Raw genomic sequence first — 11,665 nt, 5'->3', positions numbered from 1 at the left:
GTCTATGCCGCCAGGTCGGCCAGCAGCGGCTGCTCGCCTTCCAGCGTGGTCCGGTGCATGCGCCGCGTGTAGCGCTCCTCGTCGAAGGGCGTCGCGCAATGCTGGGTGCAGCGATTGTCCCACAGAACCGCGTCGCCGGGCCGCCAGCTGTGGCGATACAGGAATTGCGGCTTCTGGGCGTGCGCGCAGAGCTCGGCGATCAGCGCCTTGCCTTCCTCCTGCGGGATGCCCTCGATCTCCACGGCCCAGCGGCCGATATAGAGCGCGGTGCGGCCGCTGCGGGGGTGCTTGCGCGCAATGGGGTGCCACACATCCGGGCGATCGCGCTTCTGCTCCTCGGTCAGGGCGGGCAAATGCGGGTAGTGCACGTGATGCAACTCGATCCGGCTGAAGCGCGCACGCTTGCCAGCCAGGCGGTCGCGCAGCGCAGCCGGCAGCGCGTCCCAGGCGGAATACATGTCGGCGAAGATCGTGTCCCCGCCTTCCGGCGGCACGTTCACGCCGAACAGAAAGGAGCCGGCATTCGGGATCGCCTTGTCCTCGCCATCGCTGTGGAAGCCCATGCCGGCGCGGCGCATGCCCACGGCCTTGCCGCCTTCCTCCGCATTGCCGACCACGAAGATCTCCGGATAGCCGTCCAGGTTGTATTGCAGCGGCACCATGATGTGCAGCGGGCCCAGGCGCCGGGTGAAGGCGATCTGCTGCTCAGGCGTCATCGCCAGGTTGCGGAAGACCAGGATCGAATGGTCGAACCAGGCCTGCTCCACCTGGCGGAAGGCGGCGTCGTCGAGCTGCAGCGTCGGATCCGCGCCGACCACCTCGGCGCCAAAGCCGTTCGGGGCGAGCGGCCTGATCTGAAGGGCCATGGGTGTCTCCTCCAAGCGTCAGCGGAGCGATCGTAGCCTGCGCGTGGCAGAAGACAATCTTGTTGATGGAAATGCCGCGCTGCCCATTGCGGCAGGCTTCGTTCGCGCGTTCCATGGCGCCTGCACAGCCCGCAGGGAGACCGCCCCGGATGTACCGCCCCAACGCCCTCAAGCAGAAGCTTACCGCCGGGAAAAAGGTCGTGGGATGCTGGTCCATGATCGGCAGCCCCGTGGTGACGGAAATCCTCGGCCTCGCCGGCTTCGACTTCCTGTTGATCGACCAGGAGCATGGGCTGGGCGATCCCACGACGCTGGTCTCGCAATTGCAGGCGATCAACACGACGCCGGCCACCTCCGTGGTGCGGGTGCCCTGGAACGATCATGTCTACCTGAAGCGCGTGCTGGATGCCGGCGTGGAAGGCGTGATGATCCCGAGCATCGAGACGGCGGAGGAAGCGCGCGCAGCCGTCGCCGCGTGCCACTACCCGCCGCGCGGTCGTCGCGGCGCGGCCAGCAGCAGCGCGCGTGCATCCGGCTACGGCACGGCGCCCGACTACGTCGCGACCTGCAGCGACAACCTGCTCGTCGTGCTGCAGATCGAATCCGCGAAGGGCGTGGAGAACATCGATGCGATCCTTGCGGTGGACGGGATCGACGTGATGTTCATCGGCCCGCACGACCTTTCCGGCACGGTCGGCCATCTCGGCGACCTCAAGCACCCCGAGGTCGCGAAGCTGATCGCACGGGCAGAGGAACGCATCCTCGCCAGCGGCAAGCCGATGGGGACGGTGCCGCATCCCGGCTGCACGGCGATGGACATGTTCGCGCGCGGCTATGCCTTCGTGAATGCCGGCAGCGACATCGGGCGGCTGCGCGACGGCGCCATTGCCGATGTCCGCGCCTTCCGCGCCGCCTATCCCTGATAAAGCCAGGAGCCAACCCGCATGTTCGTCGTCAACGACCTGCCGCCGCCGGTGGATCCCGCGCTGCTGGCGCTGCTGGGCCGGGCGGAGCCCGCGACCATCGGCCACTTCCGCCACACCGGCTTCATGGCGCCGGAGATCCGCGGCCTGCTGCCGAACCGGCGCATCGCGGGCACGGCGGTGACGGTGCGCTGCTTCGGCGCGGACACCACGATGATCCACTATGCGCTGGGCAAGCTGCGGCCGGGCGACATCCTGGTGGTCGATCGCGCCGGCGACCTGAAGCACGCGGCCTGCGGCGGCGGCGTGGCCTTCGCGGCGCGCGCGGCCGGCTGCCTCGGCATCATCATCGACGGCATGGCCACGGACATGCAGGAGTTGCGCGAATACGACCTGCCGGTCTGGGCGCGGGGCCTGTCCACCGTCACCGGCAAGCGCCAGTTCACCCAGGGCGAGTTCTGCGTGCCGGTCTCCTGCGGCGGCGTCGCGGTGGAGCCCGGGGATGCCGTGCTGGCGGACGAGAACGGCGTTCTCGTGCTGAAGGCCGCGGAGATCACCGAGGCGGCGGAGCGCGCCATCGGCATGCAGGCGAACGAGAAGAAGACCATGGCCAGGCTGCGCGCCGGGGAGAAGATGCCGGACATCAACGGCACCAATGCCCGCATCGCGGAGATCCTCTCGGCGCAGGCGAAGGGCGGATAGGGCGCGCCGGCGCGGTTGTCGCTGCGCGCGCGCTGTCGCATAGTTTGCCGATCCAGGGATCGGCTTTCGAAGGATGCGGACCATGCGACAGGGTCATGTTTCGGCGCGGTTCGGTCGGCGCACGGCGCTGGCCGCGGGGATGGGCGCGGCCGCATGGCCGCTGCTGGGCGGCGGTGCCGCGGCACAGCAGTTCCGCGGGCGGGAGATCGTCGCCACCGCCTTCGGTGGCCCGAGCCAGGACCTGATCCAGCGCATGGTCTTCGACAAGGTGCAGCAGCAGACCGGCGCGCGCGGCACGCAGACGCCGCTGCTCTCCGCCCAGGCCTTCGCCCGCATGCGGGCCGAGGCGCAGGCGCCGCAGATCGACCTGTTCATGTTCTCCGGCGGCCAGGAGCGGGCGGCCAAGGCGGACGGCCTCACCCAGCCCATCCCGCCCGGCCGCAACTTCGGCAACGTGCCCGCGCACCTGAAGGACGCCGAGGGCCACTACATCGCCTGGGGGCTGGTGACGGAGGGCATACTGTATCGCACCGACAAGGTCGCGACGCCGCCGCGCAGCTACAAGGACTTCTTCAAGCCGGAATTCGAGGGCAAGATTGCCTTCCCGCACATCACCAACGGCTACGGCACCGACTTCCTGGTGATGCTGGCCAAGACCTTCGGCGGCGACGAGCGCAACATCGGCCCTGGTTTCGATGCGATGAAGCGCATCGCGCCACGCGCCACCATCTTCCGCGCCGCGGCCGAGGTTCAGACGCTGTTCTCCACCGGCGACATCTGGATCATGCCGTATGACGGCGCCTCGGCGATGCGCAGCAGCGCCATGGGCATTCCCGTGGGCTACTCCGTGCCGGAGGAAGGCGCGCCCTATGTCACGCTGATGGGCTGCGTCGCGCGGCGCAGCCGCAACGCCGACATCGCCAGCGCCATCCTGGACGGCCACCTGGAGCCGGATGTGCAGACGGCGATCGCGCAGCAGATCGGCTGGGCCCCGGTGAACACCGCCACGCAACTTCCGGCGGACGTCGCGAAGTTCATGGCGCCCACCGACAAGCTGGCGAACCTTGACCGCGACCTGATCAATGCCAGCCGTCCTGCCTGGACCGAGCGCTTCAATCGCGAGATCGCCACCCGGTGAACTCCAGCGCGCGTCGGAGCCTGGTTGCTGCCGGCTTGCTGGCGCCGGCGGCGCTGCTCTTTGCGCTGCTGTTCGTCTGGCCGCAGTTCCGGCTTCTTGGCCTGTCGTTCGGCAACCCGGCGCCATTCGGGCTGGCATCGTACGAACGGTTCCTGGGCGATTCCTACTATCTCGGCGTGCTGGCGAATTCCCTGGCGCTCGGCGCCTGCGTCACTGTCGTCTGCCTGGTGCTGGGCTTCCCGCTGGCCTTCCTGCTCGCGCGCGCGGAGACGCGCTGGGCGGGTCTGCTGCTGCTGCTGACGACCTTTCCGCTCTGGGTCAGCGCCGTGGTGCGCAGCTTCGCCTGGATGGTGCTGTTCTACCGTGGCGGCACGATCAGCCGGCTGCTGCAGGGATCGGGGCTGGTCCCGCCCGATTTCCAGTTGCTCGGCACCTTCTCCGGCGTGGTGATCGCGCTGGCGCAGGTGCTGCTGCCCATCATGATCCTGACGCTCTATGCCGTCATCCGCGGGATCGACCGCGACCTGGAGCACGCTGCGATGAGCCTCGGCGCTGCGCCCGTCGTCGCGCTCTGGCTGGTGACGATCCGCCTGGCCCGCGGCGGCATCATGGCGGGGTCGCTGCTGGTCTTCTCGCTTTCCGTCAGCGCCTTCGCCACGCCCAGCATGGTCGGCGGCGCGCGCGCGCATTTCATGGCGGTGACGATCTACGAGCAGACCCTGGAACTGCTGGATTGGCCCTTCGCCGCGGCGATCTCCGCCATCCTGCTCGCCATCTCGCTGGCCGTCGCGCTGACCTATGGCCGCCTGCTGGGCGAGGGGCGGGAGGAGGCGCGGTGATCTCCCTCGGCCACAGCTTCGGCTGGTTCCTGCGCCTGGTCGCGGTGATCGCCTTCGTCTACCTGCTCGGGCCGCTCTTCGTCATTGTCGCGGCCTCGCTGAGCGACACCGGCTACCTGGTGTTTCCGCCGCAAGGGCTTTCGCTGCGCTGGTACCAGGCGGCGCTGGCGGATGCGCGCTACCTCAACGGCTTCTTCGTGAGCGTGCGGCTGGCAGTGACGGTGGCGGCGGCCTCGCTGGTGATCGGAACCGCGGCAGCGGTGGCGCTGACACGCTTCCACTTCCCCGGGCGCGCATTCGTCGAGGCCTTCTTCCTCTCGCCCCTGGTGCTGCCGGGGCTGGTGCTGGCGGTGGCGCTCACGCTGTTCTTCGCCTCCACGCCGCTCGTGCCGCCGGGCATGACGCGGCTGGTCGTCTCGCACCTGATCGTCGGCGTGCCGCTGGTGCTGCGGGTGATGCTGCCGGTGCTGAAGCGCGTGGACCGATCCGTGGAGGAGGCGGCGCGGAACCTGGGCGCCTCGCCGCTGAAGGCGTTCTTCCTGGTGACGCTGCCGGCGTTGAAGCCCGGGCTCTTCGCCGCGGCGGCGCTGGCCTTCATCTTCTCCTTCGACGAGGTCGAGATGGCGTTGTTCGTCGGGTCCGCGCGCGAAGCGCCGCTGACCGTGGTGCTCTACGGCGCGGCGCAGATGGCCTTCGACCCGACGGTCGCGGCCGTCTCCGCGCTGCTGATCCTGATCGCGCTGATCCTGATGGTCGCGCAGCAGCTCTACGCGCAGCGATGAACGAGGCTGCTGAACTCGACCTGCAGGGCCTGGTGCGCCGCTACGGCAGCACGGTTGCGGTCGCGCGCATGGATCTCGCCGTCGCCAAGGGCGAGCTGGTTGCGCTGCTTGGGCCGTCCGGCTGCGGCAAGACCACCACCCTGCGCATGGTCGCGGGCTTCGTCGATCCCAGCGAGGGCCGCATCCTGCTGCGCGGGCGGGACATCACGCGCGTGCCCGCGCATAAGCGCGACATGGGGATGGTGTTCCAATCCTATGCGCTGTTCCCGCATCTCTCCGTGGCGGACAACATCGCTTTCGGCCTGCATCGCCGCGGCGTGGCGAAGGCCGAGGTCGCGCAGCGCGTCGCGCGCATGGTGGCGCTGCTGAAGCTCGATGGGCTGGAGGCGCGGCTGCCGCGCCAGCTCTCCGGCGGCCAGCAGCAGCGCGTCGCGGTCGGCCGCGCGTTGGTGATCAACCCCGCGGTGGTGCTGCTGGACGAGCCCTTCTCCAACCTTGATGCGCTGCTGCGCGAAGGCACGCGCATCGAGCTGCGGCGCCTGCAGACCGAGCTCGGCCTGACCACCTTGTTCGTGACGCATGACCAGGCGGAGGCGATGGCGATCTCCGACCGCATCGCGGTCATGAACCAAGGGCGGCTGGAACAGCTGGGTACGCCGCGCGAGGTGTATGAGCGCCCTGCCACGCGCTTCGTCGCCGGCTTCATCGGCCGCGCCAACCTGTTCGAAGCGAAGCCCGGCGCCGGCGGCGGCCTCGTCTCGGAGGATGGCATCCCGCTCGACGCCGCGGGTGGCGCCGCGACCTATGTGCTGCGTCCCGAGCGCGTCACGCTGGTTGCCGAGCCCGCCGACGGCGCGAATGCGGTCTCCGGCACGGTCGAGGTGCTGTCCTTCCTCGGCAATGGCGTGCAGGCCGTGCTGCGCCTGCCCGGCGGCCGTGCGCTGCTGGTGGAAGGCGCGGCCGCGCTTGCCGACCGCTTCCGCCCGGGCGCCGCGGCGACCGCGCGCTGGACGCCAGCCGACCTCACCGCCATCCCGCAGGTCTGAAGGGAAACGCAGAAATGAAATTCGGCACGGCGGAAGCCGCACCCGGCGAACTCGTCAAGGGAGTCATCGAGCTCGGCCAGGACCCCATCCTGCCGCTGCTCTCGCCCGTGCTGCTGGCGCGCGGCGCGCAGCCGGGACCGCGGCTCTACATCCAGTGCCTGATCCATGGCGGCGAGAATGTCGGGCCGCTGGCCGCGGCGCGATTCATCCGCGGCCTCGATCTGAAGCAGATGAAGGGCAGCATCGCCGCGCTGATGTGCGCCAATCCGCTGGGCCAGCGGCAGCACAGCCGGCTGATCCCGCAGGACGGCACCAACCTCAACCGCATCTTCCCCGGCAGCCCGAAGGGCAGCGTCGGCGAGCAGATCGCGCACCGGCTGCTGGAACTCGCCGGCGAGCATGGCGGGGATGCCGTCCTCGACCTGCATTCCGGCGGCGAGCTGACGATCACCGCCTTCTACGTGATCTACGACGCGAAGGTGATGGGGCCGGCGCAGACGGCGGCGCGCGACCTCGCCGCCAAGGTTGGCAGCCGCTACCAATGGGGCGCGTCGGAAGACTGGATGGAGGGCACCTACCTCACCAACGTCACGCGCCGGCACGCCATCCCGAGCCTCATCATCGAGAGCGGCGGCGGCGCGCGGGTGTTCGATCAGGATCTCGCGAATTTCTCCATCGCGCTGCATGGCGCGGCGCGTGCGCTGGGCATGATCGCCGGCGATCCGCCGACCGCCACCGACATCCGCCGCGGCGGCAACGCCGTGCATGTGAAGTGCACGCGCGGCGGCTACTGGAAGCCGGCCATCGCGCCGGGGGACGACATGACCGGCGGCCAGCTGATGGGCGAGATCGTGGACATGTATGGCGACACCGTGGAGACGATCCTCTGCCCCGCGAAGGAGGCCTGGGTCGGCTCGATCCGTCGCGCCTACATGCCGCTCTACGCCGGCGACCAGGTGGTGGAAGTCGTCGAGCGCAAGCACGCATGACACTGGCCGAATTCACGGCCTGGGCGCGGCGCCTCGGGCTCGAGCGGCTGACGGCGGAGGACCTGGCGGAGCTGCATCGCGGCTGGCTCGGCCTTCAGCCGCAGTTGCAGCGCGTGCGGGACGGCCTGCGCGCCGAGGACCTGCCGCCCAAGCCCCCGCTCGGCACATGAGCGACCTGGCCTGGCTCGGCGCGGGGGAGGGGGCGCGGCGCATCGCCGCCGGCACGCTGACCGCCGAACGCTGGACCGAGGCGCTGCTGGCGCGCTGCGCGGCGCTGCAACCCGCGGTAGCCGCCTGGATCACGCTCGATGCCGAAGGCGCGCTGGCCGCCGCGCGCGAAGCGGATCGCACCGCGCCACGAGGATCGCTGCACGGGGTGCCCGTCGGCCTGAAGGACTGCATCGACACCGCCGGGTTGCGAACAACCGGCCATTCGCGCCTGTTCCTCGATCGCACCCCGTCGAAAGACGCCGCCATCGCGGCGCGGCTGCGCCAAGCCGGAGCCGTGATCCTCGGCAAGCATGCGATGTATGAGCTGTCCTATGGCGGGCCATCCTTCGACCTGCCATTCCCGCCCGCCCGCAACCCCTGGGATCCCGCGCGCATCCCCGGTGGCTCGTCCTCCGGTTCGGCGGCGGCGGTGGCTTCGGGGCAGGGGCCGGTCGCGGTCGGCACGGATGCTGGCGGCTCCATACGCCAGCCCGCCGCCTATTGCGGCGTGGTCGGCCTCAAGCCGACGCTCGGCCTTGTCTCGCGCGAGGGCGTGCTGCCGATGACCTTCACCATGGGCGAGGCGGGGCCGATGGCGCGCAATGTCGAGGACTGCGCCCTGCTGCTGGATGCCATCGCGGGCACGCGGACCGCCGCGGCGCTCGGCGCGGGCCTTGCCGGCGCACGCATCGGCGTGCTGCGCAGCTTCTTCGACGGCGCCGCGGTGCGGGCGGCGGATGCGGTGATCGCCTCTGTCGAGCACGGCCTGTCGCTGCTGGCCTCACTGGGCGCGCGCGTGAGCGAGGCGTCGCCGCCCTCGCCGCAGGATCTCGACGCCTGTGGCCGCGTCATCCTGCTCGCCGAAGCCTATGCCAATCACGAGGCGCAGCTGCGCGCCGATCCCACGATCTACGGCACGCTGGCGCGGCACCGTTTCGTGCTCGGCGCCTTCCTCTCGGCCGCCGACCTGCTGCAGGCGCAGCGTCGGCGCATGGCGCTGGCGCGGCAGATGGATGCGTTGTTCGACGACCACGACCTGCTGCTCTGCGCCGCGGAAGTCTCGGGCGCGCCGCGTTTCGACGACGCCGTCTCCGGCGCAAGCTTTCCGTTCGTCTCCGCGCCCTCGCTGCGCATCCCCTTCAACCTCACGGGTCATCCGGCGCTGTCGCTTCCGGCGGGCTTCGACGCCGACGGCATGCCGTTGGCATTGCAGATCATCGGCCGACGCGGCGAGGAAGGCAGCATTCTCGCCGCCGCCGCAGCGCTTGAAGCGCGGCTTGGCGTGCGCGATGCGCGGCCGCCGCGCTTCGGCTGAGCCGGCACTGGCGCGATCCGGCTGACAGCGCGATGCTGCCCGCCGGGAAATGCCAGGAAAGGCCAGAAGAATGACCACTCATCCGATGCTGCGCCGCCGCGCCCTGCTGGCTGGCTCTGCCATGCTCGCTGCGCCGCTGCCGCTGCGCGCGCAGTCGCGTCAGATCACCATCATCGTGCCCTTTCCGCCGGGCGGCACGACCGACCTGATGGGCCGGCTGCTCGCGCAGAAGATCGGCGAGCAGGCGGGCGAAACCATCGTCGTCGAGAACCGCCCGGGCGCGAACGGCAATATAGGATCGCGCGCGGTCGCGCAGGCGCGGCCGGACGGGCTGACCTGGCTCGTGAACTCGGACGGCATCGCCACGGTCAATCCGGCGCTCTACGGGCCGCAGATGGGTTTCGACGCCGATCGCGACCTGACGGTGGTCGGCACCATCGGCGTCATGCCGTCGCTGTTCGTCGTCAACCCGCGCGCACCCTGGCGGACGGTGGCGGAGTTCGTCGCGCACGCGAAGACGACCGAGGTGCCCTATGCCTCCGGCGGCATCGGCTCGGGCGGGCATCTGACGATGGAGTATCTCGGTTCGGTCGCGGGGCTGAGGCTCAGCCATGTCCCCTATCGCGGCGGGGCGCCGGCGATGACGGACCTGATCGCCGGCCAGGTGCCGGCCGCCTTCGTGGTGATCGGCAACGCCATCGGCCATGTCCGCTCCGGCGCGCTGCGCGCGCTCGCCGTCTCCAGCCCGCAGCGCGTGCCGCAATTGCCGGAGGTGCCGACGATGATCGAGAGCGGCTATCCCGGCTTCGAGGTCCAGCTCGGCAACCTGGTGTGGCTGCCGGCCGGCACGCCGCCGGACATCGTGGCGCGCGTCAGCGCACAGGTGCAGCGCGCCGTGGCCGATCCCGGCGTGCAGCAGAAGCTGCGCGAACAGGCCATCGATCCCTGGCAGATCGCGCCCGCTGCCGCGACGCAATGGCTTGCGACGGAGAAGCGCCGCTGGACTGAGCTGATGGCGGCGCGGAACATCCGGGCGCAATGAGCCCGCGCATGGAACGCCCCAACATCCTCTTCATCGTCGTGGACGATTGCGGCTACGCCGATCTCTCCTGCTGCGGGCAGACGGATTTCCGCACGCCGAACCTGGATCGCATGGCGGCGGAAGGCGCGCGCTTCACCCAGGCCTATGCGAATGCGCCGCTCTGCACCAACACGCGCGTCGCCATCATCACCGGGCAATACCAGTACCGGCATGCGCTCGGCCTGGCGGAGCCGCTGCGCCATTCGCAGCGCGAGGATCCCAGCATGGGCATCCCGCCGGGCTTCCCGACCATGCCGGAGATGCTGCGGCGCGCGGGCTACCGCACGGCGCTGATCGGCAAGTGGCACCTTGGCTACCTGCCGCGCTTCGGGCCGCTCAAGTCCGGCTACGAAAGCTTCTTCGGCATCATGGGCGGCTATACCGGCTATTTCACGCATGTCGGCGACGGCTTTGACCTCGACCTGTACGAAGGCGAGACCACCGTGGATCTCGTGGGATACACGACCGACCTGCTGAGCGATCGCGCGACCGCCTATGTGGATGAGGCCGGCGACGCGCCCTTCTTCCTCAGCCTGCACTACACCGCGCCGCACTGGCCCTGGTCGGCGCCCTCCGACGAGGCAGCGGCGCGGGAGCGGGAGCTGGTGCCGTCCGAACTCGCGGAAGGCGGCAGCCCGCGGATCTACGCGGAGATGATGGGCGTCCTCGATGCCGGCATCGGCCGCGTGATGGAGGCGGTGCGGCGTCTGAAGGCGCGCACCGGCCGGGACACGCTGGTGGTCTTCACCAGCGACAATGGCGGTGAACGCTATTCCAAGAACTGGCCCTTCGTCGGGCGCAAATGGGACCTGCTGGAAGGCGGTCTGCGCGTGCCGCAGATCGCCTGGTGGCCGGGCCGCATCGCCGCGGGGCGCGTGACGGACCAGGTGGCGATCACGATGGACCTCAGCGCCACCTGCTTCGCCGCCGCCGGCGTCGCGCCGCATCCCGACCATCCGCTGGACGGGATGGACCTGCTGCCGCTTCTGTCGGGCGCCGTGCCGGAGCAGGAGCGCACGCTCTACTGGCGGATGGCCAACCGGTCGCAGCGCGCGGTGCGGCAGGGGCGCTGGAAATACCTGAAGGTCGCGGAGCGCGAATTCCTGTTCGACATCGCCTGGGACCCGCGGGAGCGCGGCAACCTCGCGGAGAAGCAGCCGGAGCGCCTGAAGGCGCTGCGTCACCAATGGGAGCAGTGGGACGCCACGATGCTGCCGGCGCCGGCCAACCTGCCGGCGCCCTTCAAGAACCTCAGCGACATGCTGTGGTGATTCGGGCTGGCGCGGGGGCGTTCAACCCTCGCGCCGGATCTCCAGCATCTTGGCGCCACGCAGCCGGATGTCGGCGCATTCCTTGGCAAACGCAGGCAGATCCTCGGGCAGCATGCGGCCGAACATCGTCACCGGCGTCCAGCCCAGCGGGCCGAAGACGCGGCCACCGTCGCCGTAGAACATGCCGATCTCCCAGAACTCGTCGGCCAGGCCCTTCATCATGTTCGGCGCCTGGTAGAACCACAGCACGTCGCCCGGGGTCGGGATCACCGTCTGGTTCTCCGGCGGCAGGCCGCGCGGGTCGAAGGTCTGGGCGGATTTCGGCAGGCCGACCATGATCTCCGGCCCCGCGAACATCGCGTGGAAGCTCAGTTCGCGGATCGGCTGCGCCAGCGCGCCCCAGATCGCATCCACGGTCTTCGCCGCGAGCGTCTCGTGCAGCTCGACGCGGCCGGAGACGCCGGCATCGACGAAGGTGAAGCGCAGCAGGCGCGGCATGGGAA

Annotated in this window: 13 protein-coding genes; 11 read left to right on the top strand and 2 right to left on the bottom strand. The window is 70.0% G+C overall.

The features are described 5' to 3' along the window. Positions 1 to 2: 2 nt before the first annotated feature. Positions 3 to 866 (bottom strand): TauD/TfdA family dioxygenase, encoded by an 864-nt coding sequence (locus E4T13_RS04215; protein WP_137176960.1) that lies wholly within the window; start codon positions 864 to 866, stop codon positions 3 to 5. A gap of 215 nt (positions 867 to 1,081) precedes the next feature. Between E4T13_RS04215 and E4T13_RS04210 the strand changes: the two genes are divergently transcribed. The 11 genes from E4T13_RS04210 to E4T13_RS04165 all read left to right on the top strand — a co-directional run bounded on the left by E4T13_RS04210 (position 1,082) and on the right by E4T13_RS04165 (position 11,162). Continuing rightward, positions 1,082 to 1,789 carry an HpcH/HpaI aldolase/citrate lyase family protein gene (locus tag E4T13_RS04210; protein WP_206030066.1) on the top strand — a complete coding sequence of 236 codons (708 nt, stop codon included), beginning with the start codon at positions 1,082 to 1,084 and terminating at the stop codon, positions 1,787 to 1,789. A gap of 21 nt (positions 1,790 to 1,810) precedes the next feature. Further along, positions 1,811 to 2,491, top strand: a complete 681-nt coding sequence (locus E4T13_RS04205) for an RraA family protein (RefSeq protein WP_137176958.1) — start codon at positions 1,811 to 1,813, stop codon at positions 2,489 to 2,491. An 82-nt stretch (positions 2,492 to 2,573) separates the two neighbouring features. Continuing rightward, positions 2,574 to 3,629, top strand: a complete 1,056-nt coding sequence (locus tag E4T13_RS04200; protein WP_170984787.1) for an extracellular solute-binding protein — start codon at positions 2,574 to 2,576, stop codon at positions 3,627 to 3,629. After that, entirely contained in the window at positions 3,626 to 4,468 is an 843-nt protein-coding gene (locus E4T13_RS04195; protein WP_170984786.1) for an ABC transporter permease, read from the top strand. The genes E4T13_RS04200 and E4T13_RS04195 overlap by 4 nt, the downstream gene beginning before the upstream one ends. Then, positions 4,465 to 5,250 (top strand): ABC transporter permease, encoded by a 786-nt coding sequence (locus E4T13_RS04190; RefSeq protein ID WP_170984785.1) that lies wholly within the window; start codon positions 4,465 to 4,467, stop codon positions 5,248 to 5,250. The genes E4T13_RS04195 and E4T13_RS04190 overlap by 4 nt, the downstream gene beginning before the upstream one ends. Beyond that, positions 5,247 to 6,296, top strand: coding sequence for an ABC transporter ATP-binding protein (locus tag E4T13_RS04185; protein ID WP_137176954.1), 1,050 nt, complete (start codon positions 5,247 to 5,249; stop codon positions 6,294 to 6,296). The genes E4T13_RS04190 and E4T13_RS04185 overlap by 4 nt, the downstream gene beginning before the upstream one ends. A gap of 14 nt (positions 6,297 to 6,310) precedes the next feature. Continuing rightward, positions 6,311 to 7,285 carry a succinylglutamate desuccinylase/aspartoacylase family protein gene (locus E4T13_RS04180; RefSeq protein WP_137176953.1) on the top strand — a complete coding sequence of 325 codons (975 nt, stop codon included), beginning with the start codon at positions 6,311 to 6,313 and terminating at the stop codon, positions 7,283 to 7,285. After that, on the top strand, positions 7,282 to 7,455 hold the full coding sequence (locus E4T13_RS29730; protein ID WP_170984784.1) for a hypothetical protein: 174 nt from the start codon (positions 7,282 to 7,284) through the stop codon (positions 7,453 to 7,455). Before E4T13_RS04180 ends, E4T13_RS29730 begins: the two co-directional genes overlap by 4 nt. After that, positions 7,452 to 8,810 carry an amidase gene (locus E4T13_RS04175; RefSeq protein WP_170984783.1) on the top strand — a complete coding sequence of 453 codons (1,359 nt, stop codon included), beginning with the start codon at positions 7,452 to 7,454 and terminating at the stop codon, positions 8,808 to 8,810. The genes E4T13_RS29730 and E4T13_RS04175 overlap by 4 nt, the downstream gene beginning before the upstream one ends. A gap of 70 nt (positions 8,811 to 8,880) precedes the next feature. Then, on the top strand, positions 8,881 to 9,852 hold the full coding sequence (locus E4T13_RS04170; protein WP_170984782.1) for a tripartite tricarboxylate transporter substrate binding protein: 972 nt from the start codon (positions 8,881 to 8,883) through the stop codon (positions 9,850 to 9,852). Positions 9,853 to 9,860: 8 nt separating this feature from the next. Further along, the gene (locus E4T13_RS04165) at positions 9,861 to 11,162 is read left to right on the top strand and encodes a sulfatase (RefSeq protein ID WP_206030065.1); all 1,302 of its coding nucleotides are present in this window, start codon (positions 9,861 to 9,863) and stop codon (positions 11,160 to 11,162) included. Between the two features lie 21 nt (positions 11,163 to 11,183). On the opposite strand, the gene E4T13_RS04160 is transcribed toward E4T13_RS04165, so the two are convergent. Continuing rightward, on the bottom strand, positions 11,184 to 11,660 hold the full coding sequence (locus E4T13_RS04160; protein WP_137176949.1) for a DUF3830 family protein: 477 nt from the start codon (positions 11,658 to 11,660) through the stop codon (positions 11,184 to 11,186). Positions 11,661 to 11,665 lie beyond the last annotated feature (5 nt).

This window comes from Roseomonas sp. AR75 (assembly GCF_005222815.1).
GTDB lineage: Bacteria > Pseudomonadota > Alphaproteobacteria > Acetobacterales > Acetobacteraceae > Falsiroseomonas.
Note: the sequence above shows the minus strand (reverse complement) of the source record. Positions and strands in the feature narration are given on the sequence as shown.

What these genes read in the sequence shown, in the direction of transcription:
- E4T13_RS04215 (WP_137176960.1), bottom strand. Translation starts at nt 866, where the DNA reads ATGGCCCTTCAGATCAGGCCGCTCGCCCCGAACGGCTTTGGCGCCGAG.
- E4T13_RS04210 (WP_206030066.1), top strand. Translation starts at nt 1,082, where the DNA reads ATGATCGGCAGCCCCGTGGTGACGGAAATCCTCGGCCTCGCCGGCTTC.
- E4T13_RS04205 (WP_137176958.1), top strand. Translation starts at nt 1,811, where the DNA reads ATGTTCGTCGTCAACGACCTGCCGCCGCCGGTGGATCCCGCGCTGCTG.
- E4T13_RS04200 (WP_170984787.1), top strand. Translation starts at nt 2,574, where the DNA reads ATGCGACAGGGTCATGTTTCGGCGCGGTTCGGTCGGCGCACGGCGCTG.
- E4T13_RS04185 (WP_137176954.1), top strand. Translation starts at nt 5,247, where the DNA reads ATGAACGAGGCTGCTGAACTCGACCTGCAGGGCCTGGTGCGCCGCTAC.
- E4T13_RS04180 (WP_137176953.1), top strand. Translation starts at nt 6,311, where the DNA reads ATGAAATTCGGCACGGCGGAAGCCGCACCCGGCGAACTCGTCAAGGGA.
- E4T13_RS29730 (WP_170984784.1), top strand. Translation starts at nt 7,282, where the DNA reads ATGACACTGGCCGAATTCACGGCCTGGGCGCGGCGCCTCGGGCTCGAG.
- E4T13_RS04175 (WP_170984783.1), top strand. Translation starts at nt 7,452, where the DNA reads ATGAGCGACCTGGCCTGGCTCGGCGCGGGGGAGGGGGCGCGGCGCATC.
- E4T13_RS04170 (WP_170984782.1), top strand. Translation starts at nt 8,881, where the DNA reads ATGACCACTCATCCGATGCTGCGCCGCCGCGCCCTGCTGGCTGGCTCT.
- E4T13_RS04165 (WP_206030065.1), top strand. Translation starts at nt 9,861, where the DNA reads ATGGAACGCCCCAACATCCTCTTCATCGTCGTGGACGATTGCGGCTAC.
- E4T13_RS04160 (WP_137176949.1), bottom strand. Translation starts at nt 11,660, where the DNA reads ATGCCGCGCCTGCTGCGCTTCACCTTCGTCGATGCCGGCGTCTCCGGC.